This window comes from Solibacillus sp. FSL W7-1464 (assembly GCF_038004425.1).
Classification (GTDB): Bacteria; Bacillota; Bacilli; order Bacillales_A; family Planococcaceae; genus Solibacillus.
Genome location: NZ_JBBORC010000001.1, coordinates 2,237,797 through 2,259,112 on the forward strand (window position 1 = coordinate 2,237,797; position 21,316 = coordinate 2,259,112).

Sequence of the window (21,316 nt, forward strand, 5' to 3'; positions counted from 1 at the left end):
CGATTATTTGAATTTTACCATACATTCCCAGTAGATAGACCGATAAATAGGTATTTCACTATTCGTCATAGGGTCATAAAAAGAGGCAAGCACCATTCTTATTGCAGAATCTCGCCTGGATGTTTAAGATTTCTATTTAACGAAAGTCTCCATTTTCAAAAAGGCCTCTAAGTTTTTTGCGACAGCGTCAGTATTTGTTAATGGTAGGTAATGTTGGCCTTTATCAATGCAAACTACTTTAGCTTGCTCAAATTGTTCATTGAAAATAGTCGCTTTGTTGAGAGATATCTCATCTGTAGAAGCTTCTGCAATCAATAAAACAGTCGGAACAGCTATTTCCTTTAAGCAATAATTCGTTGAACTGATTTCTTTTGATAAAGAGTTATAAGCTGCTTCACAACAATGGTGCGCATAAAAATCGCCTTGTTTCATATAATTGTTCAAAAAATAATTTTCAAAATTAATATAGGCCTGACTTTCAAGATTAGGCATAGAATAGGTTAATTCCTTAACGGCATTTCTAATATCATCAAAATTTTCAATGGCAGATGGCAGCTCCACATCCTCGTGCGGTTCATTTCGTTCACCTAAAAAGTAATGCCCCCCATCCAGTAAAGCTAATGACCTAACATATTCAGGATAACTGGAGGTAAATGCCTGAATAACCCAAGCTCCTAAAGAGTTGCCTAAAAAATGGGCTTTACCGATATTCAGTGAATTAAGTGTTTGTTTTATGTATTCACAAAAAGCAGGGATTGAATAGTCATCTACTTGTTCCTTATTACTTCCCGGCAGATCAAATACTAACCAACGATAGTTATTCATTTTGTTAGCCAAAGGTTGGAACATTTCTCTGCGTTCCCCTAAAGCTGGAATCGCAACAATTACTTCATTTAAATTTATATTTCCATAAATCTCATACATCGATGTGTACCTGCTTTCAAAATATCTTTTTACAAATTATAACATTATGTGTTCAAACATTCATTTCGGCATTTTTATGTTTGGTATATCTGAAATAAAGTGAAAAATACATTCCGGTACAAACAGTTAATAAATAATATAAGGCCAACTGTAAGGTGAAATTTAAGAAAAGATAATATCCTATACCAAAGTTAACAATCACAAGACCTATCAGTGATTTTAAATTATCTATAAAATTACTGAAAAGAGGAATGATCAATGGTACTACTATTGAGCAGCTAATCAATAAAATGCCTACTAATCCACCAGCTACAATGATCGCAATCATAGCTCCTGCTGCATTGTCTAAATCTTTCACAGCAGAGAAAGCATCATTCTGAAATTTCTCCATAAATAACCTCGAACAAATAAATGATATAAATACGATAAGGGCTGTAATACATTGATTTTCACATAGCAAGGCACTGGATTCTGTAAACTTTTGTTTTCTCATATACCCTCCCCTATTCAATTTTATTTAAATTATAGAGATAGACGGAATTTCAAATGTGAAGTTGCTTGGTCTATTCATTTACAATGTTAAGCCGTGATGATGTTGTCAAATGATATTGTGGTAACGTTTATTAAACCTTTCATTATTCATAGAATTTATAGTAGTATTATGATTAACAATAAGAAGAAGAGGTGTTTGCCAATGCCATTAACGCACGAATTTGGAATCATAAAAGATATTACCGAAGAATCTTACAAGAGCTATGCACCTGAGAAATCTCAATGTATTTCAGTAGATGATGATATAATAACAAATTTAATAGGGCCTTTATCGTTAATGAAAACTTATTTCCATTCTTTACATCGTCCTGAATACGGATTGGCATATCACGGTATCACTATTATTCCACCAGAATCTTTACCCACATTTTTAGATATTGTTTTATCAGCTGATGAGAAACAGTGTGATGATTTAAACATACTGGGTCAAAAAATAATTCAAGCAAAACAGGAAAATAAATATATGATTCATTACGGCATTTGAACGTCTATTGATTTGAATGTACTTTTGAATTAGTGACAACCAGGATAATTGGACATACGCCTAGTCCCAATAAAAATGTTATTCAACAATATGGTCCTATAATTGAAAATGTATAACTAATGTTTCACCTGCAAATTATCCTGTAGTGTCTTCTCTGCAAGTTTAATGTTTTCTTTTAGAAATAAAGGGAGTTCCGGATGTGCAAGAATTTCTGATGTAGTCATCCAAATTACATCATCAACTTCTTCCGTACTTTTAGCGTAAGGTTCTCCGGATTTGTGATGACACAGGAAAACGATATCGATTACATTTATCCCTGATTCTGTCACGAAGGAGGAGCTATTTACATATTTGATGCCTGTAATTTCGCTACCTACCTCTTCAAAAACTTCCCGTTTTAATGTTCTTTCCAGAATATCCGACGAATCACCTTCAATTTCACACTTTCCCCCTACTAATGAGAGACCTCCACCGGCATGCTCTTCCTTTTCACTTCTGCGGATTAAAAGCCATTTCTCATTGCGACGAATTGCTCCTTCTACATTTACGACAAACATAAAGTACCCCCTGATTCAAATAAAATTTCGAATAACCGATTTTTTCTGCGTAATGCTCCAACTGCCACGTTGTTAATAGGTTCTCCTCTAATGTATCTACAATTTTTTGGACGATTTCACTATACATGACTGCCCACCACCGGGGTAGAACAAGACCCTTTATGTATAAATATTTCTTAGACTGTGCGCTTTCCTTACTCAAGGAAAGCGCGCAATAATTTTTAACAATTAATTAGCCTTATTATTATAGCAATCCTCACAAATTAGTCTTCCTTCATTTTGTATATAAGCTTTAATTTCAGTCATACCTTTTCGTTCTGGATAACGCATTTTCACAAAAACCATTTCGTTTCCTTTAATTTCTTTATCGCATTTAGTACATTTAGGCACAATATCAAACAATGTATATCTCCGCCTCTCAATTAAGTTAACTTTATTACGTTTACCTCTAAAGAAAAGTTTCATATTCCATTAAATGGCGCAATTCTTAAAAAGCATATTTCCTTTTCAAGAATTGCGCCCAGATTGTGAAATAAGGGGGCGTCATATTCATGTGGTATACTACCTTACATAAAAAGAAGCACCAAATACGATTTTGAGTACGGGACTAGACTGTAATGTTACCAAACGTCGGTTTGGGGACATTTTAAAGGAATCTATTGGCACAATCTAGAAATATTAATATATCAACTTAGGAGGTGTTTAGATGTCTACAAGAAAAGAAACACCAGAACAGGAAAGAGAACGTTTATACCGAGAAGAACAAAAAAAGAATCCTGCTGGGAATTTCAATGACAATCTTAATCGCACACAAGCAGGTATGCCTAATACTACTGGAATGAGTGCCAAAGAAATTGGGGTATTGATTTTAATTGTTCTTGTAATTTTTATTGTATATAGCATCTACAAAGCATTTTAAATATTCCCAAATCCCGCTTTGGGTGCATTTTGGAATTCAATTACAGCAGCATTTTACTTGAATAAGAATTGTTGTAACTAAACTGGACAAAATAAACCTAAATAATATTTAGGGTGATGAAGTTGAAAAAAATTTTTCCTCTTTTCTTATATTTATTAGGTTTCTTAATTTTGGGAATAAACGATGGACATGTTTCTGGGAATACAAACGATATCGCTCGACCTTTTGAGGAAATATATCCTGAAATAGGGTACAAATCGGTAGATGCAGCAGTAGACGATTTTGAACAACATTTTAATCAAGAGCTTATGTTACCAATAAGAGTACCACCAATTAGTTTTACGCATTACTGGGGCAGGTTTAGTGATTTAGATGGCGAAGCAAATGACACTCTTGAGGTTACATTTATAAGTGAACATTTTCCTAATAATCACTTTAAGATTGATGTGCGACCTATTCAACATAAAATCCCGTTTGAAAAGTATAAATCTAAAGAGATTAAATTAAAAAATGGGAATAATGCAATATATACTGGAGATTTATTCCTTGGTTTTAAATTGTTGATATTCGAAACAGATCATTGGCAATATGTGTTTAGTGTTGATGAAGATGTTTCCGATGAAGTAACACCTGAAATACTCGTCCAAATAGCAAATTCGATTGATTTCTAAATAATCCTTATTTAACTAACGCTTTAGTGAAACAAGTATTTATAACGTATACAAAACAAATCTAAATAACGTTCCCAAACGCAAGCTTGGTAACATTTCAAACAGCGGCAAGCACTGTTAAATCAGTGTTTGTCGCTGTTTTTATTAGATAATAACATTCTGAGACACTGCGAGAAATCATTTTAAAGACGGCTGTCCGATCCAATTGTTCTGAATGGCTGGAACATATAAATAGAATTTTAAAAGTAAGCGCCAAATATAGCACACCTTCAACGAATTCAATGGCCATGAGACAATCATGACAATGAATGAAGTTGGAGGTTTTTTTATGAAACGATCAGAACGTCAGCTGATGTGGCAATCTCGTATTCAAGCTTTCCACACGAGTGGTGAAGCAAGCGTTGCTGCTTGGTGCGCAAAAGAAAATGTACCTGTTCAAAGTATGTATCAGTGGCTGCGTAAATCACGGACGCAGACAAAAATTCAACCTGCTCAGTGGTTACCTGTTGTTGTACAAGAGCCTGTTCTACCTGAAACGATTCCCATTACGATTAAATTAAATGGCATCACCATTGACTGTCCACCCGATTTTGATGAAGCGACTTTAACGAAAGTCCTTCAGGTTGTCCAACATCATGTTCACTAATTTAAGAATGGATCAAGTGTTCATTGCGTGTGGACCAACAGATTTACGGAAATCCGTGGATGGTCTCGCTGCAATTGTACAAGAAAGCTTTCAGCTTGATCCCTTTTCATCGCATCTCTTTGTATTCTGTAACCGAAAAAAGGATAAATTAAAAATCCTTCACTGGGACCATAATGGATTTTGGCTCTTTTATCGTCGTTTAGAAGATGGCCTGTTTGACTGGCCCGATGAAGCGACTACGCCATTGAAAATTTCAGGCAGGCAATTTAAATGGTTACTCGAAGGGTTACCTATGAATCAAAAATCCTCACATATGAAGATTTCTGCTAAAGTTGTCATTTGAAAAAGGAATTCGGCTAATCAGGTCGAATTTCTTTATCTATGGTAAAAATCGAACTTACTCCAACACTTACAATTGAAGAACTCGCAAAAAAGAATGCGGCGTTGGAAAAACAAAATGAAGCCCTACTGGCTAAACTCAACTGGTGGGAAGCACAGTTCCGCCTGAGCCAACAAAAGAAGTATGGTGCTTCAAGTGAAAAAACCAACCAAGATCAACTTACGCTGACGCTATTCAATGAAATGGAAATGACGTCAGATAACACGGTCGAAGAACCGACGCTTGAAACGGTTACCTATAAACGTAAAAAGCGTTCGGGTCAAATCGAAGCGATGTTAGAAAACTTGCCTGTCGAAACGATTCACTATCGTTTAAGCGAAGAAGAGCAGGTTTGTTTGTGTTGCGGTGAAAAGACACACGAAATGAGTACACAAATCCGTCGTGAATTGAAAATCATTCCGGCACAAGTCGAAGTGGTCGAACATGTTCAACACATTTACAGCTGCCGTCATTGTGAAAAAGAAGGAACAGAAACACCTATCGTCACAGCGAAAATGCCAGCGCCTATGTATCCAGGTAGCTTAGCTTCGCCATCAGCGATGGCTTATTTGATGAGCCAAAAATATTGTGAAGGTCTTCCGCTTTATCGACAAGAAAAACAATTAGAGCGAATGGGCATTTCACTCTCACGTCAAACGATGGCGAACTGGATGATGTATGGGGCGAACACATGGCTTATCCATTTATATCATCATCTTCATAAAAAACTACTACAAGAGGATATTGCCCATGCGGATGAGACCAGTTTACAAGTATTAAATGAACCTGGTCGCGCTGCGACAAGCAAATCGTTTATGTGGATGTATCGAACAGGTCGAGAAGTAGCGCCCATCGTGCTTTATGACTATCAAACTACACGCTCGGGTAAACATCCCAAAGCATTTTTACAAGGTTTTTCAGGTTATCTCCATGTCGATGGATATGCAGGTTATCACGACTTGAAAAATGTCGAGTTGGTCGGGTGCTGGGCGCACGCGCGTCGAAAATATGATGAAGCACTGAAATCCTTACCAGCAAATCTACAAAATACAGAGCAGCCATGTGCCGCAAAAATAGGCCTTCAATTCTGTAATCGTTTATTTGCGATCGACAAAAAGATTAATAAAATGGACGACTGTACACCTGAACGTCGCTACGATGAACGTCTGAAGCAGAGTAAACCTGTATTAGATGATTTTTTAGTATGGCTAAAAACAGAAAAAGCCCGTGTCGCACCAAAAACAAAATTAGGTGAAGCCATTACATACTGTTTAAATCAGTGGCAAAAACTCGTGGTATTTTTAAAGGATGGTCGTCTAGAGTTAGATAATAATCGAGGCGAACGTTCGATTAAACCGTTCGTTATCGGTCGCAAGGCGTGGTTATTTGCGAGTTCTCCAAAAGGCGCAAAGGCTAGTGCTGTCATTTACAGTATTGTAGAAACAGCCAAAGAGAACCAACTCGATCCGCTGAAATATTTAACGTATGTCTTGGAACAGCTGCCGTTAATTGAACGAACAGACGACGCAGCGTTAGATGCGTTGATGCCTTGGTCAGATAAAATTCCGACCAACTGCCACGTACCAAAACGAACTATATAGATAACATAACAATAGCGGCTGCCTAAAACTAGGTGGCCGCTATTTGACGCTTACTTTTAAAATGTGACCAACGACGCTTTGGGAATGTTTTTTTTTACAAATGGTACTGTTTAGTCAATAACATAAGTAAGTTTAAAACCTTTTATACAGTCATATATTTAAAGTAAAAAAGGAAGTGAACAGAATAAAAAAGGGCAAAAACCTTTTAATAACAACCATTGTGATTTTATTTGTTGTAGCCTTTCTATGTTTCTATAACATCTCAACTAAAGGAGAATTATCTGAAGCTCTTCCTTCAATAAATCCTGAAATACAAGTGGAAAATGAAAAGAAACTAAAAGAAGGAGAAGAAATTACAACCCTACTCTATGAAGAGGGGGGCTTTTTTGAACAGGTAAACAACCAATTAAAAGAAGAAGGTTATGCATTTCAAATATTGCTTGCCGTTTATTCAAAAGATGATATTCGGGTGAAATATATCTTAAATAAAGAGGCAACTGAATCTGTACAAGAAGCTGTAAAATCAATTTTCTTTGAAGCAGTTGAAAAAAATAATTTAGACTCTAAATCATTTAATCTTAAAGTGGCTGATAAAAATGATGGACCAGATTGGTAGTGATGTTTTTATTTCAATAACTGATAGTGCAGCAAGTGATTTATAAAGCATACAAAACAAACCTAATAAACGTTCCCAAATGAAAGTTTGGGGACACATTAAAAATGCACGAACGTTGTTAAATCAACGTCTCGTACATTTTTTTATGAACATTGGTTATGCAGCATTTTATACAGATGATGCAAACCGTTGATGGAACGGTGTTTATAATTGCTGGACTTGGTCTTTAAATTGCATAAAAACTTGTATAGTATATTTAGCATCGTTCTAAATCTGCATCTTTTCTAACAATCACCCAGAAAAATGTTATTAAACAATATGACCCGATTATGGAATAATGGTTTATCTGGAGTTGAAAAGTATTAGATTAAAAATTGAATCCACTTCTGTTCCGGTTCGTAAGTTCACGTGCAGATTTGAGCCATTGTCTCTTTTTATCATCAAGATGGACCTTTACTGTAATAAAATCTTACCTTATATATTTCTGGATCTAGATAGGGAATACCTGTTTCAGAATAACTCCACAATGAATTTAGTGGTGAGGAAATCCTTAAATCTCTTCTGAATTTCCAATCATTATCATTATGTTTTGCTTCATTTAGAAGAACTTCAATTTTATCTCCATTTAACCTATTGGCAGCATGTATTTCGTGAACAGGTAGCTCTAAAAATTCATTTTCCCAATTATGGAATTAACTTTTAATTACTTTCTTAAAATCCCATTCTTTTTAAATACGCTTTTAAATTTAGTTGGTCTTTTCGAAATATAGCTATATCTTTGTGTTCTCTTGTTTCTTTCCCTATAAGAAGGTCAATCGCCCACCCACCCGCAATAAACTTAACTGCTCCTATCATTTAAGCGCAATATCATTATAAGAAGTAGTTAATTTCTCTAATTGAGCTCACTTATGCTGCAGGCGGAATAGAACAGCTGCAAAAATGGCGATACCGACAATCGAACCGCCAATAAACAGCGCACTTGATTGCGTTCCTAAAATACTGCCGCCTATTTCGTAAACAACGCCGTAAGTTAGCATATAGGAATCCATTGCCTCTTCCGCATTTCCAAACACCGTTCGCAAAGAATCTTCCATCAAAAGCTGACGTAACAATACTGCGACGTGACTGACAGGAAATAATTGAATGACCGTTTGAATTGCTTTCGGCAGCACGCCCATCGGAACATAGACCGCGCATAAAAAGCCAATGAGTGTACCGATCAGTGAATTTACCGTTGAAAATGCTTTTGCTGATTTCGCCAAAAGTACGATCACTAAATTGATCATTGCGCTCAGCAACACACCAAGCATAATCACACCGACTAGTTGTATGAGCTTCCATATACTCGGCAGCTGGGTACCAAGCGTCAATAAATATATTTCACATACTATAAAAGCAATAGCCGTCATGAGAAACCCGATTAAGACCGAGCTGATGACATAGCTTAGCTGAATTGAAAAACGGGATGCGGATGTAACAAGAAAATCCGCTGTACGCTTTGATTCCTGATCCCCTACGAATATCGCAAATACTGCCAGTGTTGAGGTCATGGCTGTCATTGTCAAAATCCCGGCAATCATCCATTGACTTACAGCTAATTCAACTGCGGGCGTCACTTCAATTACCTGACTAATGGCATCAATTTGCAGTTTCTGTAAAAAGACAATAAATAACCCGATTGAAATCAAGACAGACAGCAACGAGAAAAAGACGAGCATTCTGTCCCGGAAGAAGATTTTATGATTGCGAACAATTAAGCTCGTCAGCATATTAGTTTTCCTCCCCCGCATCATTCGTTTCAATAAATACTTGGTCGAGCGAACCTTTAATTACTTCAAATGATGCAATGTATGGCTCGAGTTGTGCCAAAACCGGAATCGTCGAAATTGTAGAAGTCACTTCCACCTTCCACCCGTCCTGCTGTTTTTCAGGCGCTCCAGGTAAAATGGCTGTTACCTCATCAATGGCAACAGTCGGCTTTAATACAAATTGCAAATAGTCCTTCGCATAAAGCGCTTTTAGCTCATTCGGCGATCCTTGTGCAATGATTTCACCATTTTTCATGATGACGATATCGTCTGCATGTGCTGCCTCTTCCATATAATGTGTTGTCAAAAATATGGTCATGCCGATTTCCTTGCGCAGCCGATCAATCGTGGCCCAAACAAATTGTCGTGTAAATGGATCGAGTCCGGTCGTCGGCTCATCTAAAAATAACAGCTTAGGCTTATGAATTATTGCCCGCGCAATATCCGCCCGACGACGCTGCCCGCCTGAAAGCGAACCGTATTTTTTATGCTCGATGTCTGCAAGCTGTAAATACTGTTGCACAAAATCATAATTTTCCTGTAATATTGGCTTCGGTAAACGATAAAAACGGCCACGATGCACGATATTTTCCTTCACCGTCAATTGGTGATCTAAAATACTTTCCTGAAATACAATACCAATCGTCCGGCGAATCGCTTCATTGCCTTTCAGCGTACCAAGTGTATGCCCATCGATTGAAACCGTTCCGCTCGTTTTCCCCAAAAGCGTACATAACATTTCAATTGTCGTGGATTTACCTGCACCGTTACTCCCAAGGAAAGCAAATAGAGCCCCCTTTTGCACGGAAAAGCTGATTCCTTTTACGGCTTCGAATTCTCCGTACTGCTTTGTTAACTGCTGGACATCAATTAATACTTGCATGTTACTCACCTCGATGTTGAAGTTGACTGTTCATTTTTCGAATTGCACGCTTTTCATCGGTATAGTAATACAGCCAAACGATGAGATAAATCACCGAAGCGCGAGCGTATAAAGTAAAGATGGATTTGCCGTTATCAAGTTCGAACCAGCTGCCATAATAACCTATGATAAAGACTGCCGTTACAGTAATTACATAATGGATTATAAGTACAGCAAACATTGACCAATCCAATTTATACAGTTGGTTTGCTACTGCAATGACAACTCCCAAAATGACTGCATAGGAAAACTGATGGACAATCGTCTCACTCATCCAGTAATCATGTGGCGACTTTAATGAGATAAGCATGATGATGAAATAGGATGAACCTAAACTTATCAAAATGCTTTGTATTAAATTTTTCACTTGCCGTTTCCCCCTAACCCGAATGCCTCTTTTAACGCTTTGAAATAATTGCGGCTGATTGGAATCATGACTCCATTTTCGAGCGTAAGTTGCGGGTTGCCAAGAACCTTCGACTGAATGGAAGCAATTTTCTCAAAATGCACAAGTGTCGCCTTATTGACACGTATCAGCTGTGTTGAAAATCGTTCCTCCAGCTCATAAAGCTTTTGTTTCACTTCCAGCTCCTGCTCATCTGTCTGGATATAAACTTTGCCCTGCTCGCTGTATATGCTGTACACATCCTGCATTTTAATCAAATGAATATCCCCATCAATGTAGCCGGCGATTGTATCATTTTTCGTTGCTTGATTGAGCTTTTTCAGCAGTTGTGCCACTTGCTCACCGTATTCCGGCGCATGCACATGAACTTCGATCTCCGAGAGCTGCTGCTCAATATGTAAATGTATTTTCATAAATCCTCCCTCTTGATTTGTAGTATAGCACCACTATTTATACGGATTTTATAATTCGCGCCAACACGTAGAAAGCGGTATGTAAGATGTAAAAATGGGATTGTAACATGCAATTTCATTATAAGTATTATTTCCTGACAATTGTTAAGGAATTTTAGAATAGGCATTGTTCCAAAAAATAAAACAGCAACCTCCCGTCTATTCAGGAGATTGCTGTTTTTGTTGAATGTTATATCAATTTATTTGAAGGAGATTTTTCCGATGCCCTTCAGGATTATAGGTCGATCGCTTCGCCACCTGTTACGCCGTAAATTTGACCGGTAATATAGCTTCCTTCATCGGATGCCAGAAGGACATATACTGGGGCAAGCTCTACCGGCTGTCCAGCACGGCCAAGTGGTGAATTTTGGCCAAATTCAGGGATTTTGCCGTCCGGTTGTCCGTTATCCAACTGCAAAGGTGTCCAAATCGGGCCTGGCGCAATCCCGTTCACACGTACCCCTTTAGAAGCGAAGTATGCTGAAAGGTTTACGGTAAAGTTGCTGATCGCACCTTTTGTAGAAGCATAGTCCATTAAAAAGGTAGATGGATTGTACGATTGAACCGATGTCGTCGTAATAATCGCACTTCCCGGTTCCAAATGTTCTTCAGCAGCTTTAACGGCTTCAAACATGCTGATAACATTTACTTTGAACGTATCTTCTACTTGTTTGATCGTTAAATCGCTTAGTGTCTGCTGTGCGATCTGCTGTCCCGCATTCAATACGAGCGTATCCAATCCGCCAAAAGCTTCCACTGTTTTTTTCACCATTTCTGTCGCCGCGCCATCTTCACGCAAGTCATATGGCAGAAGCAATGCTTTTTTGCCGGCTTCTTCGATTAATGCTTTTACTTCATTTGCGTCTTCTTCTTCGCCAGGGAAGAATTGAATTGCGACATTAGCGCCTTCGCGTGCATAGGCAATCGCGGCAGCACGGCCAATTCCGGAATCGCCACCGGTAATTAATGCATTTCGCCCTTCCAGACGCTGATGCCCTTTATATGATTTTTCTCCACAATCAGGTTTGGGACTCATTTCGTTTTGTATCGCCGGAGTACTCTGTTCTTGATCCGGGAATTTCTCCGTATGAAATTTTTTTCGTGGATCGTTTAGGTTTGGGTTTCCCATCAAAAATCATCTCCTATCTAGTTAGTACATTCTTTGCAAGGACAATTCCGATAATGGCTTATCAGATTGCCCTTCACAAAAACTGTTACATTTTTTTGAATACCCTGTCTGAATCACTTTAAACAGTTCCAGATCTTTTTGCTTGGTAAAATCAACTGCTATTTTCATGCATTGCGGCTGTTAAAATAGGGGGACCCGTGAGATGGCCATCCCTTTTTTATTGTGTTTCCGGGAAAAATACTTGTGCTGTGCTGATATCTACCAGTGTAGGCCCTATCGTATTGAGCGCCTCTTCCATGACAGATTCCAGCTCGGTATCCGAAGCAGGTCGCAATCCTTTCCAACCGCAGGCTTCAGCCAATTTCACAAAATCAGGGTTCGTTAAATCGACTCCTACTTCTTCCTTCTTCGCAACTTTCAGCTTGTCCCTTTCCATTTGAAGACTTTCATTATTCAGGACAACGACCGTAATATCCAGTTCATAGCGAGTTGCTGTCAATAGATCTGCAAGTACCATTTGAAGCCCTCCGTCGCCTACAATCGCCACGACTTGTTTTTCAGGTTTGATGAGCTTGGCTGCCATTGCTGCCGGAAGACCAAAGCCCATTGTCCGCCAGTATCCGGAAAATAAGACAGACTGCTCTTTTTGTTTGAAGTTACGATTCGTCCATACTGTATTATCCCCTGTATCCAGTGCGAGAATCGCATCCGGTGCTACTGTTCGGTCAATGGCGCGGATAATTCTTGAAGGATGAACAGGATACCCTTTCGTATTGCCTTCCTGCTCATTTTGCGCAGCCCATTTCTCTTTTACTTGTTGTAAATGTTCTACCCAATCCTCCGAACGGCTGAATTGTTGCAGGCTCTCCGTTAAAATGGGAATAACCTCTTCTGTTTTTCCCATGATTCCAAGTTCTGTCGGAATTTCTTTTACGAACTTATCAAATTGGCGGTCGATCTGGATAATTCGGGCATCCGTAGGCACAAACCCTTCCGGCCACCAAGTCGTCCCTGCAAGAAGTACGACATCTGCCTGTTTAAATACATCAGCAGCATGAGGATTCCCGCCTTCGCCAATCCCTTGTAATACAAGCGGTGAAGATTCATCAAACAAACCTTTTCCGCCTAAACTTGTAAGAATGCCGGCTCCCCACAGATCCGCCAGTTTTTCCAGATCCGCTGAAACAGAAGTGGCGCCTAGACCAGCCAGAATCATTGGTCGCTTGGCTGTTTTCATAATGTCCACTGCGTGTTTCAGGCTTTCATTCGTAAAGCTGGAAGCACCTTCAATTACATCCGGCAATCGGCGCGGCTCTCCCTTAGCAGGCATCATCATAATATCCTTTGGTATTGATATATGGGTTACAACCCTTTGTCCGAGAGAAGTTCGCGCTGCTTTTTGCAGAACTTCAATTGTTGCATCCGGGCTGGCCAGATTTGCAGAATAAGCGGCAAATGGCTTCACAAGCTCCTGCTGGTCAATATATTGCGGATATTCCGTGCCGATTTTACCGCTTTCGGCCTGCCCGGTAATTGCCAGGACAGGCGCTCTGTCTGCATGTGCATCACCGAGTCCATTGATAAGATTCGCTGCACCTGGTCCCATCGTTGCCGTACACACACCAAGACCACCAGTTAATTTTGCTTCTGCAGACGCCATAAAAGCAGCTGTCGACTCATGTTTGACCGCAATGTATTTAATTTTATCCTGTTTCGCCAGTGCATCGATCAGTCCGAATGTTGCATCACCTACTACTCCATATATCCGTCGTACACCGAACATATACAATTGATCAAGCATTAATTCAGAAACTGTTCGCTCTGTTTTTCCCATGATAGATGAACCTCCCTGATAGACTTTCCTAACCTGCCAGTTATTAGTCTATTTTATATTTTTGCTCACATTTTTTAACTTTCCCTAAATCATTCGAGTTAATCTATCTTTTTCAATGGAATGTATATAATAACTCGTCAGGAAATTTTGGAAATATCTTTTCTTCGTGGTTTTTTCAAGGTTGTGCTATATTCAAAATGTCAGGAGTGATTTGATGAAGAAATTTTTAACGATAACTGTAATTATTCTTGTTTTACTCGGAGCAGCGGGTTATGCTGTGTGGCATTTTGGGACAAATATCGCCTCCGAAAAAATCGTCGAGCAAGTGGAAGCGAATTTAAATGAAGAAGATAAAGAAGAAGTGAAATCCTATATTGCAAAAGATCCGAAGCTTCAGGAAATTGTAAACGAAGCGGCAACTACGAACCCCGATGCTCTTCCCTTCCAAACGAAGGAAGAAGCAACTCGTCTGTTAATAAAAAAAGTAGGCATTAATCGTTTACTAACGATTCAGGAGCAGGCGCAAAACGGTTCAATCAGTATCGATGAAGTAGTATCCGAAATGGAAGGTACGCTTTCAGATGAGGAAATTTCTGCGCTAAAATATGTTCTGTATAAGGAATTGTATAACCAGAATTAGTCACTTGTTATCTTTAGCAACAGCTTCATATTGGTGAATCAAAATAAAACTCGATTTCGAATAAACGGAATCGAGTTTTTTTAATGTATTTTTGATTGCTTATAGCCATAATAAAGTATATTTACTTTGCATTGACCCAGTTAGGAGGAACAAAAATAAAAAAGCGGCCATATATTTTAGGGATTTTTACATTTGTTGTATTCTGCATTTTATGGATAACGTTTGAAACTGCGTACATTCAGGCTTTTGATCAAAGGGCTTTTGAATTACTCTACGGAAATAAATTCATTACACGGTTTCATCATTTAGGTGAAACTAACTTTATTTTTACTGTCGCAGTCATTCTTTGTATCATGATTTGGATTCGCAAAAAAGATTATAGACTGATTGGTTTTGTTATTTTTTCCGTAGGCGGCGGATACGGGTTATATCAACTGTTAAAACGCCTGATTGAAAGGCCGCGTCCGGATAGAGCGGATCAATTTTCCACATTTAGTTTTCCTTCAGGACATGCTGTACATGGTTTATTGTATTTATTTACGATCGCATATGTACTAAACCGACTTTACAATTTCAATAAAGCATCACTGATTATATGGATGGCAACTGTTATTTTAACTTTACTAATCGGAATTTCCCGAATTACAGAGGCTCGTCACTTCGCTTCAGATGTGATGGCTGGTTGGTCTCTTGGCTATAGCTGGTTTATGCTTTGCTTATGGTTTTATATAAGAAGTAAAAAAATTAAACGCTCAGAAAATAACCATTCCGAAACTTAGATAAGTTTACGAAAGTAGGTCAGTGTAAAGCCTCCTTCGAATAATTTTATAAATTTAGGTGAGAATAGTAACAGCACTAGGTTCGAAGGATGTGACACTGTGGACTTTTTTTACGCTCAAGAATCTCTTACTGCAATTCAATGGATATTAAGGGCAATTGTCGCCTTTTTTTTCTTATTTTTTGTAGTCAAAATAATGGGATTGCGTTCGTTTTCCCAACTACGATTACTTGATTATACAATGGCGATACTCATTGGTAATATCATCGCCCATCCATTATCAGATGAAGGGTTAGGATTGGAAGGTTCCTTAATTTCCATGTCTGTTTTAGTCGTGCTTTATTTAGGTTGTTTATATGTAATGAGAAAGTTTATCCCGTTTAGAGAATTTGTAGCTCCTCCCCCAATCCCTCTCGTTAAAAATGGGGAAATTAATGTAAAGAATTTAAAAAAAGCCAGAATCACAATAGATGTTGTTTTATCTGAACTTAGAAAACAAAGTATTTCCGATATCAATAAAGTCGCGTTAGCGCTATGGGAACCGGATGGAAAGATATCAATTTTCCTGTCACCTGACCATCAGCCTGTAACAAAGTCAGATCTCAAGATTACATCCCAACCTTTTTCCTATCCGGTGACGATTATTAAAGAGGGTAAGATCAATTATGAAGCTTTAAGTAATTCATCCTTTACTGAAGAAACCCTTAAAAGTACTGTAAACAAAACTTATAATGTAGAAATTAACGCGATCTTGCTTGCAACAATCGATCAAAATAATCAACTGCAAATTTTCCTCAAGTAGAAACAGTTAGATTTTTTTGCATAGTTACAGCTGGAATTTCATCACCATTTTGATTAATGATGATTTCTTCCTTCACGATTTTATATCCCAATTTTGAATAAAGCCCGATATTATTTTTTTCACTTTTTCGAACTTTGCATTTTGAGACAAATATATTGTTTTGCACAGCGTAGCCTTCTAAATATTTCACCAAATTAGTTGCTACGCCCTTCCCTTGGTTCTCAGGTAAAACAGACAGTCTTGAAAAATAAATAAACTCATCATTTAAAACACATTTCACGAGTGCTATTAATTCATCGTTATCGTATACCCCGAACATTTCTGTCCCTTGTTTTACTTCAGTAATAATGGAGTCTGCTGTATCATTTAATGCACTGGACGGTTGCGGATTTGTCTCGTAACTCTTGAATGCGTGATGGATCACTTTCACCGCTTTTGCTGGATCAATATTCATTTCAATTTTCAAATAAATACCCCCTTCCAATAATTATAAGTATTTATTTATAATTATACATATATTGCAAAATAAGTAAATTAAAAAAAGAACACTTTTCTTATATCAGAAAAATGTTCTATCTAGTCATATTTATTTAACCTCAAAATCACTTAGCAGATCAAGTCCTTGTATAGTAATGCATGATGAATGATGAGAATTCAATTCTTATAAAGAAATTCAGCGATCGAATAAACTATAGAAATAAAGGGTAGCGCAACAAAAAAGAAAAACCAGAAGAAATCTGCATTGTTAATTTTAAGCCCAGGTTTCACTTCTTTTTTTGCTTTTACACCAATCTCCATTACTACACTCCTTTACTACATAATTTTGTAGAAGATTCACTTCTAATTTATCCAAAACTGTAGTAAATCATATACCCTTTCTTTTGGGAAAGCAACCTATTTATCAAGAAAATTTAAATGCGTTCTTTTGGATTATCTTTCAATATAAATTACATCATCTGAAGGCTCAAGATACTCTTTATCTCCTAAAGAAAAAGTGGTATGTAAACGTTCAATTACCGCATACTGGACAGCTTTACCCTCCTTGACAAAAACCAATAGATAAATATCATCTCTCGATTCAATGTTGCTTGGATCCGTGAAGTTAACGCCGGTCTGTTCTTCTATGCCTGCTTGTGTCGTGTAAGGCTGAATTAAAAACGCCTTGTCCCATTCGAAATCGTCAAATGTGTTTAAAGAAGTTTTGCTTGTACTGTTATCGGATACCATAATAATCGAAGAATGCAGTCTTTTTTCAATTTCTGTATTCCGTTTAATATCGTTGTCGCTACAACCGGTTATCAATAACAAGGATACCAATATAACTGAAATTTGTTTTATCAATACGATTCCCCTTTTATGAAAACAGACGCGGATTCTTGTTCAAGAACTGTGTCTTTCAATGTAGTTATGGAGCAAAATCCATTATACCTGTAAACAATAAGAAAACGCTAATATCCAAAAAATAAAGAGGGAACTTCCGGGCAGGATATTGGAACTTTCACGGATATTATTAGAACAATCTATTTATGGAGAATTTTCTCCACAGGCTTATTGACTATATTAGAAGATTTGAGCGGTTATTAGAACTTCCGAGCGAGATATTGGAACTTTTGCAGATTTTATTAGAACAATTTATTTATTGAGAATTTTCTTCACAGGCTTATGGATTTTATTAGAAGATTTGAGCGGATATTAGAACTTCCGGGCAGGATATTAGAACTTTTGCTGATTTTATTAGAACAATTTATCCATGGAAATTTTCTTCGCAGGCTTATTGAATATATTAGAAGACTTGAGCGGATATTAGAACTTCCGGGTGGGATATTAGAACTTTTGCTGATTTTATTAGAACAATTTATTCATGGAGAATTTTCTTCGCAGGCTTATTGATTATATTAGAAGATTTGAGCGGTTATTAGAACTTCCGGGCAGGATATTTGAAGATTTGCGGATAATATTAGAACAAATCACCTACTTATTAGAACAACCGACACTTATATTAGAAAATCTCACTTTTATTAGAAGATTAAAAAATATATTAGAACAACTCAGCCCTTTATTAGAAAATGAAGCGCCGGGTGAAAAGAATTAAAGAGAGAACGGGAATTAACTTTCTCTCCTTTTCTTTCGATAGCGCCAAACTAATATCGGTCTTTCTTCTATACGCTGCCCCTTATACGAAATTGTAGGGGACCGATATTAGTTGCCTTCATATTGGTAAATGATTTGTACAACACCGGAAGAGAATGTTCTAGTACTCACAACTTTTAAATTTAATCTCTCTTTAATATCGATAAACAGCGGCTTGCCTGCACCCAATACGACTGGATGGATAGACAATCTGAATTCATCGACAAGCCCTAAATTGATAAAAGTAGTAATGAGGCTTGCCCCGCCATATAGCCAAATATCCTTACCAGGTTTATTCTTTAATTTAATCACTTCATCACGGATGTTATCATTTATAAATTTTGCTTCATGACCGGCCCCGTTTTGAGTTCTGGAAAACACATACTTCTCTTTACTATGAACCAGATTCCACATTTCCTTTTCGGTTTCGGAGCTCACTTCTTCAGGAATATACTGTCCCCATAAGTCGTAGCTTTTCCTGCCGTAAAAAATGGTGTCTATTTGATTCAAAAAATCATTAAAGTTCATTTCCGGGTCCATAATGCACCAATCGATTTCACCGTTTTTCCCTTCAATCAATCCATCCAGAGTAATTGCCAAATCTAAAATTACCCTTCTCACCGCTATATCTGCCATAATTTTTTCTCCTTTTTGATGCAGCTTATTTCCACTCTTCACCCAAAATCGCGTAATAGTATTCATCCCACCACTCATCCCCGTTTGGAATGCATTTTTTGAAATACCCTTCCCTTCTCATACCGATTTTCTCCATGACACGATACGACGGCGGATTTTGCGGCTGGCAAGTTGCGATCACTCTATGTAGCTTCATTTCTTCAAAGGCATATTGTAACATTCCATGAGCCGCTTCAGTAGCATACCCTTTATTATAAAATTCCGGATTGAATACCCAGCCGATTTCATATGTATGGTCGCCGAAATATTTACCGAAAAATAGATGCCCTATCAACGTATTTTCACCTTTCAGTATGACCGCGAACTTTTCCGCTTCCTCCCCCATATTTTGTTCGATAAATTCTTTTGCCGTTTCTTCTGTAAAAACCCCTTCAGGTATATATTTCATCACATTGGTATTGGAAGTATATTCATATACCGCTTGTAAATCGGTCATTTTAAAATTCCGTATTAATAATCTTTCGGTTTCGACGTGCATTCTCTTACCTCCATATTAACTATTATTTTCTAGTTTCGACATCAAATGTTTGATTACCTTTAAAAAAATGCCCTGACTACTTCAAACAAAAAATCCTCGCCAAATGAACTGGCGAGGATAGCTTAGCATTTACTTTAAATTCTTAATAGTTTCTTTTGAAATATAGAATCCACTTTCATTGTATACGCTGATTGTATTAGTTTGAATCTCAGTTGCTGTTACTTTGCCTGATTTATCCATTGTTTTCTTTATGATTATATCCTTATTTTCAGGGATTTCAAACGTAGTCGAACCTTTCTTCACTACAAGGACCGCGTTTTCCTTATCCGATAGGTCGATTGAAGTCGTCATGCCTTTACCATTCAGCGCTATTTCTGCGTTTGTGTAAAGATCCTTTGTTAATTTATCCAATTTAATCCCCATGAAGCTGGCCATTTCTTTTGCTAAATCGGTATTGTCCACTAGTCCGGAAATTCGTTTTGGTCCATAAGAGTACAGGAATACGTCATCTCCCGTATGTCCACCAGTCGTGTATCCTAAATCCGCACGCTTTGATAATAGATTAACGAGTGTACCGGCAAGCTTCTTCGTTTCTGTTGCGTTTAGGGCAGCCGTTTCCTCTGCAGTTAAATTATCGAGTCCATATAGTTTCGCTACTTCAACTAAATTCGAGCGATCCGCCTTTAAGTGGCTTAGTGCGCCTTCGACTGTCATCGTTGCCTTCTTCAATGGATTAATATAATTGGAAATATTAATTTTGTCATATGTAGAGTTCGTGTTTTCATTACCGATTGTAATCCCGCTGTTGCCGTGGTCTGTTACCGCTATTACCATTGTATTTTTGTCTTTCTTCGCAAATTTCAGCGCTTCATTTACCGCATCATCGAATGACAAAATATCCGTAACCATTCCGATTGGATCATTCGCATGGGCAGCCCAGTCGATTTTACTGCCTTCAATCATAAGGAAGAATCCGTCTTTATCTTTGTTCAGCGTATCGATTGCTGTTGACGTCATTTCCGCCAATGACGGTTCATGTGGATTTGTTTTCGTACGATCTAGTTCGTATGCTAACGAACTGCCGGCAAAACTTCCGTAAATTTTATCGGATTTCGTCGTTAGTAACTCATCGCGTGTCGTAACGAGATCATATCCTTTCTCTTCAATCACGCTAACTAGATTTTCGCCATCTTTCCGGTTTTCTGATTTTAAGAAATCATAGCCACCACCAAGAATGACATCCATATTTTGATACACTTGCTGCTCGCCGATATCGTCATAGTTACTGCGGGACGTTACATGTGATGAAAAGCTTGCCGGTGTCGCATGTTGGATTTCGGAAGTGGAAACAATTCCTGTTGCCTTGCCAAGTTGTTTCGCTCCTTCCAGCACATTGGCAACTGGTGTAAATGCATCGTTCGGATTCCCGTTAACACCTGGCATATCAATTACGGATGGCAGTACTCCTACATATCCGCTGTTTGATTTGTGACCTGTAGCAAGCGCCGTTCCAGCCGGTGCCGAGTCTGTAATCGCGGATTCGGCTGAATGCGTTGTCACACCACCTGTCAGAATTTCATCCATTGCGAGACTCTCGCCTTTGTACCAGCGTGCCAACGATACCGCATTATTGCTGGAACCATCCATCACAAGCATGATGACATTTGTCGGATCCTTTTTCGCCTGTTTTGCTTCAGCCTCTGAATCAAACTGCATAACCGAAAGTGATGATACTGCTACTGTCCCCGCAAGTGCATACGTCAACCATTTTTTCTTGTTCTTCATCAATGAAATATCCTCCTAAGCAACCGCTAATTTGTAATTCGATTTCATTGTAAAGTTCCTTTGTAAATCTGGGATGCTAGATTTGTAAAACTATATTGAGCCATTGT

At 38.0% G+C, this 21,316-nt stretch carries 28 protein-coding genes; 11 read left to right on the forward strand and 17 right to left on the reverse strand.

The window, feature by feature from the left end:
* Positions 1-132 precede the first annotated feature (132 nt).
* Both MKZ25_RS11025 and MKZ25_RS11030 read right to left on the reverse strand, forming a co-directional pair.
* Positions 133-924, reverse strand: coding sequence for an alpha/beta fold hydrolase (locus tag MKZ25_RS11025; RefSeq protein WP_340801544.1), 792 nt, complete (start codon positions 922-924; stop codon positions 133-135).
* Between the two features lie 52 nt (positions 925-976).
* Positions 977-1,417 (reverse strand): hypothetical protein, encoded by a 441-nt coding sequence (locus MKZ25_RS11030; RefSeq protein WP_340801545.1) that lies wholly within the window; start codon positions 1,415-1,417, stop codon positions 977-979.
* 201 nt (positions 1,418-1,618) lie between these two features.
* Between MKZ25_RS11030 and MKZ25_RS11035 the strand changes: the two genes are divergently transcribed.
* A complete protein-coding gene (locus tag MKZ25_RS11035; protein ID WP_340801546.1) occupies positions 1,619-1,960 on the forward strand; it encodes a short-chain dehydrogenase in 342 nt (113 codons plus the stop codon).
* Positions 1,961-2,076: 116 nt separating this feature from the next.
* On the opposite strand, the gene MKZ25_RS11040 is transcribed toward MKZ25_RS11035, so the two are convergent.
* A complete protein-coding gene (locus MKZ25_RS11040) occupies positions 2,077-2,517 on the reverse strand; it encodes an NUDIX hydrolase (protein WP_340801547.1) in 441 nt (146 codons plus the stop codon).
* A 228-nt stretch (positions 2,518-2,745) separates the two neighbouring features.
* Positions 2,746-2,919 (reverse strand): Fe3+ hydroxamate ABC transporter substrate-binding protein, encoded by a 174-nt coding sequence (locus tag MKZ25_RS11045; RefSeq protein ID WP_340801548.1) that lies wholly within the window; start codon positions 2,917-2,919, stop codon positions 2,746-2,748.
* A 304-nt stretch (positions 2,920-3,223) separates the two neighbouring features.
* On the opposite strand from MKZ25_RS11045, the gene MKZ25_RS11050 reads away from it, so the two are divergent.
* The 6 genes from MKZ25_RS11050 (at position 3,224) to MKZ25_RS11075 (ending at position 7,349) form a co-directional block, all read left to right on the forward strand.
* Complete coding sequence (locus MKZ25_RS11050) at positions 3,224-3,436, forward strand: DUF6366 family protein (protein ID WP_340801549.1); 213 nt, start codon at positions 3,224-3,226, stop codon at positions 3,434-3,436.
* 116 nt (positions 3,437-3,552) lie between these two features.
* On the forward strand, positions 3,553-4,107 hold the full coding sequence (locus tag MKZ25_RS11055; protein WP_340801550.1) for a hypothetical protein: 555 nt from the start codon (positions 3,553-3,555) through the stop codon (positions 4,105-4,107).
* 328 nt (positions 4,108-4,435) lie between these two features.
* On the forward strand, positions 4,436-4,753 hold the full coding sequence (gene tnpA / locus MKZ25_RS11060; protein ID WP_340800995.1) for an IS66 family insertion sequence element accessory protein TnpA: 318 nt from the start codon (positions 4,436-4,438) through the stop codon (positions 4,751-4,753).
* Positions 4,743-5,096: an IS66 family insertion sequence element accessory protein TnpB gene (tnpB, locus tag MKZ25_RS11065; RefSeq protein WP_340800994.1), complete on the forward strand. Its 354-nt coding sequence runs from the start codon at positions 4,743-4,745 to the stop codon at positions 5,094-5,096. Before tnpA ends, tnpB begins: the two co-directional genes overlap by 11 nt.
* 38 nt (positions 5,097-5,134) lie before the next feature.
* Positions 5,135-6,733 carry an IS66 family transposase gene (gene tnpC, locus MKZ25_RS11070; protein ID WP_340800993.1) on the forward strand — a complete coding sequence of 533 codons (1,599 nt, stop codon included), beginning with the start codon at positions 5,135-5,137 and terminating at the stop codon, positions 6,731-6,733.
* Positions 6,734-6,908: 175 nt separating this feature from the next.
* A complete protein-coding gene (locus MKZ25_RS11075; protein WP_340801551.1) occupies positions 6,909-7,349 on the forward strand; it encodes a hypothetical protein in 441 nt (146 codons plus the stop codon).
* A 711-nt stretch (positions 7,350-8,060) separates the two neighbouring features.
* Here MKZ25_RS11075 and MKZ25_RS19865 read toward each other — a convergent pair.
* From MKZ25_RS19865 to MKZ25_RS11105, 7 genes are all read right to left on the reverse strand, one after another.
* Positions 8,061-8,204, reverse strand: coding sequence for a nucleotidyltransferase domain-containing protein (locus MKZ25_RS19865; protein WP_445326865.1), 144 nt, complete (start codon positions 8,202-8,204; stop codon positions 8,061-8,063).
* Between the two features lie 47 nt (positions 8,205-8,251).
* Positions 8,252-9,118, reverse strand: a complete 867-nt coding sequence (locus tag MKZ25_RS11080; RefSeq protein ID WP_340801552.1) for an ABC transporter permease — start codon at positions 9,116-9,118, stop codon at positions 8,252-8,254.
* 1 nt (position 9,119) lies between these two features.
* Complete coding sequence (locus MKZ25_RS11085; RefSeq protein WP_445326866.1) at positions 9,120-10,049, reverse strand: ATP-binding cassette domain-containing protein; 930 nt, start codon at positions 10,047-10,049, stop codon at positions 9,120-9,122.
* On the reverse strand, positions 10,042-10,446 hold the full coding sequence (locus MKZ25_RS11090) for a DUF3021 domain-containing protein (protein WP_340801554.1): 405 nt from the start codon (positions 10,444-10,446) through the stop codon (positions 10,042-10,044). The genes MKZ25_RS11085 and MKZ25_RS11090 overlap by 8 nt, the downstream gene beginning before the upstream one ends.
* The gene (locus MKZ25_RS11095) at positions 10,443-10,898 is read right to left on the reverse strand and encodes a LytTR family DNA-binding domain-containing protein (RefSeq protein ID WP_340801555.1); all 456 of its coding nucleotides are present in this window, start codon (positions 10,896-10,898) and stop codon (positions 10,443-10,445) included. Before MKZ25_RS11095 ends, MKZ25_RS11090 begins: the two co-directional genes overlap by 4 nt.
* Before the next feature lie 274 nt (positions 10,899-11,172).
* Positions 11,173-12,066, reverse strand: a complete 894-nt coding sequence (locus tag MKZ25_RS11100; protein ID WP_340801556.1) for an SDR family oxidoreductase — start codon at positions 12,064-12,066, stop codon at positions 11,173-11,175.
* 217 nt (positions 12,067-12,283) lie between these two features.
* Complete coding sequence (locus MKZ25_RS11105) at positions 12,284-13,900, reverse strand: thiamine pyrophosphate-binding protein (RefSeq protein WP_340801557.1); 1,617 nt, start codon at positions 13,898-13,900, stop codon at positions 12,284-12,286.
* Positions 13,901-14,114: 214 nt separating this feature from the next.
* On the opposite strand from MKZ25_RS11105, the gene MKZ25_RS11110 reads away from it, so the two are divergent.
* From MKZ25_RS11110 to MKZ25_RS11120, 3 genes are all read left to right on the forward strand, one after another.
* Entirely contained in the window at positions 14,115-14,540 is a 426-nt protein-coding gene (locus tag MKZ25_RS11110) for a hypothetical protein (RefSeq protein ID WP_340801559.1), read from the forward strand.
* A 131-nt stretch (positions 14,541-14,671) separates the two neighbouring features.
* Positions 14,672-15,319, forward strand: coding sequence for a phosphatase PAP2 family protein (locus tag MKZ25_RS11115; RefSeq protein WP_340801560.1), 648 nt, complete (start codon positions 14,672-14,674; stop codon positions 15,317-15,319).
* 99 nt (positions 15,320-15,418) lie between these two features.
* Positions 15,419-16,120, forward strand: a complete 702-nt coding sequence (locus tag MKZ25_RS11120; protein WP_340801561.1) for a DUF421 domain-containing protein — start codon at positions 15,419-15,421, stop codon at positions 16,118-16,120.
* Here the strand turns inward: MKZ25_RS11120 and MKZ25_RS11125 are convergent.
* From MKZ25_RS11125 to MKZ25_RS11135, 3 genes are all read right to left on the reverse strand, one after another.
* The gene (locus MKZ25_RS11125; RefSeq protein WP_340801562.1) at positions 16,113-16,586 is read right to left on the reverse strand and encodes a GNAT family N-acetyltransferase; all 474 of its coding nucleotides are present in this window, start codon (positions 16,584-16,586) and stop codon (positions 16,113-16,115) included. The two genes, MKZ25_RS11120 and MKZ25_RS11125, sit on opposite strands and share 8 nt — an antisense overlap.
* 188 nt (positions 16,587-16,774) lie before the next feature.
* Entirely contained in the window at positions 16,775-16,918 is a 144-nt protein-coding gene (locus tag MKZ25_RS11130; protein ID WP_340801563.1) for a hypothetical protein, read from the reverse strand.
* 132 nt (positions 16,919-17,050) lie between these two features.
* Complete coding sequence (locus tag MKZ25_RS11135; RefSeq protein WP_340801564.1) at positions 17,051-17,461, reverse strand: hypothetical protein; 411 nt, start codon at positions 17,459-17,461, stop codon at positions 17,051-17,053.
* Positions 17,462-17,981: 520 nt separating this feature from the next.
* Here MKZ25_RS11135 and MKZ25_RS11140 point away from each other — a divergent pair.
* Positions 17,982-18,212: a hypothetical protein gene (locus MKZ25_RS11140; protein ID WP_340801566.1), complete on the forward strand. Its 231-nt coding sequence runs from the start codon at positions 17,982-17,984 to the stop codon at positions 18,210-18,212.
* A gap of 107 nt (positions 18,213-18,319) precedes the next feature.
* Here MKZ25_RS11140 and MKZ25_RS11145 read toward each other — a convergent pair whose 3' ends face one another.
* The 3 genes from MKZ25_RS11145 to MKZ25_RS11155 form a co-directional block, all read right to left on the reverse strand.
* Positions 18,320-18,886: a dihydrofolate reductase family protein gene (locus MKZ25_RS11145; protein WP_340801567.1), complete on the reverse strand. Its 567-nt coding sequence runs from the start codon at positions 18,884-18,886 to the stop codon at positions 18,320-18,322.
* A gap of 25 nt (positions 18,887-18,911) precedes the next feature.
* On the reverse strand, positions 18,912-19,424 hold the full coding sequence (locus MKZ25_RS11150) for a GNAT family N-acetyltransferase (RefSeq protein WP_340801568.1): 513 nt from the start codon (positions 19,422-19,424) through the stop codon (positions 18,912-18,914).
* A 129-nt stretch (positions 19,425-19,553) separates the two neighbouring features.
* Positions 19,554-21,209, reverse strand: coding sequence for an alkaline phosphatase (locus MKZ25_RS11155; protein WP_340801569.1), 1,656 nt, complete (start codon positions 21,207-21,209; stop codon positions 19,554-19,556).
* Positions 21,210-21,316: the final 107 nt, after the last annotated feature.

Excerpts from the sequence above, each read along its gene's own strand:
- MKZ25_RS11035 (WP_340801546.1), top strand. The coding sequence starts at position 1,619 with ATGCCATTAACGCACGAATTTGGAATCATAAAAGATATTACCGAAGAA.
- MKZ25_RS11105 (WP_340801557.1), bottom strand. The coding sequence starts at position 13,900 with ATGGGAAAAACAGAGCGAACAGTTTCTGAATTAATGCTTGATCAATTG.
- MKZ25_RS11140 (WP_340801566.1), top strand. The coding sequence starts at position 17,982 with ATGGAGAATTTTCTTCGCAGGCTTATTGATTATATTAGAAGATTTGAG.
- MKZ25_RS11095 (WP_340801555.1), bottom strand. The coding sequence starts at position 10,898 with ATGAAAATACATTTACATATTGAGCAGCAGCTCTCGGAGATCGAAGTT.
- MKZ25_RS19865 (WP_445326865.1), bottom strand. The coding sequence starts at position 8,204 with ATGATAGGAGCAGTTAAGTTTATTGCGGGTGGGTGGGCGATTGACCTT.
- MKZ25_RS11080 (WP_340801552.1), bottom strand. The coding sequence starts at position 9,118 with ATGCTGACGAGCTTAATTGTTCGCAATCATAAAATCTTCTTCCGGGAC.
- MKZ25_RS11150 (WP_340801568.1), bottom strand. The coding sequence starts at position 19,424 with ATGCACGTCGAAACCGAAAGATTATTAATACGGAATTTTAAAATGACC.
- MKZ25_RS11055 (WP_340801550.1), top strand. The coding sequence starts at position 3,553 with ATGAAGTTGAAAAAAATTTTTCCTCTTTTCTTATATTTATTAGGTTTC.
- MKZ25_RS11050 (WP_340801549.1), top strand. The coding sequence starts at position 3,224 with ATGTCTACAAGAAAAGAAACACCAGAACAGGAAAGAGAACGTTTATAC.
- MKZ25_RS11040 (WP_340801547.1), bottom strand. The coding sequence starts at position 2,517 with ATGTTTGTCGTAAATGTAGAAGGAGCAATTCGTCGCAATGAGAAATGG.
- MKZ25_RS11155 (WP_340801569.1), bottom strand. The coding sequence starts at position 21,209 with ATGAAGAACAAGAAAAAATGGTTGACGTATGCACTTGCGGGGACAGTA.
- MKZ25_RS11145 (WP_340801567.1), bottom strand. The coding sequence starts at position 18,886 with ATGGCAGATATAGCGGTGAGAAGGGTAATTTTAGATTTGGCAATTACT.
- MKZ25_RS11110 (WP_340801559.1), top strand. The coding sequence starts at position 14,115 with ATGAAGAAATTTTTAACGATAACTGTAATTATTCTTGTTTTACTCGGA.
- MKZ25_RS11130 (WP_340801563.1), bottom strand. The coding sequence starts at position 16,918 with ATGGAGATTGGTGTAAAAGCAAAAAAAGAAGTGAAACCTGGGCTTAAA.
- tnpB (WP_340800994.1), top strand. The coding sequence starts at position 4,743 with ATGTTCACTAATTTAAGAATGGATCAAGTGTTCATTGCGTGTGGACCA.
- MKZ25_RS11100 (WP_340801556.1), bottom strand. The coding sequence starts at position 12,066 with ATGGGAAACCCAAACCTAAACGATCCACGAAAAAAATTTCATACGGAG.
- tnpC (WP_340800993.1), top strand. The coding sequence starts at position 5,135 with ATGGTAAAAATCGAACTTACTCCAACACTTACAATTGAAGAACTCGCA.
- MKZ25_RS11030 (WP_340801545.1), bottom strand. The coding sequence starts at position 1,417 with ATGAGAAAACAAAAGTTTACAGAATCCAGTGCCTTGCTATGTGAAAAT.
- tnpA (WP_340800995.1), top strand. The coding sequence starts at position 4,436 with ATGAAACGATCAGAACGTCAGCTGATGTGGCAATCTCGTATTCAAGCT.
- MKZ25_RS11025 (WP_340801544.1), bottom strand. The coding sequence starts at position 924 with ATGTATGAGATTTATGGAAATATAAATTTAAATGAAGTAATTGTTGCG.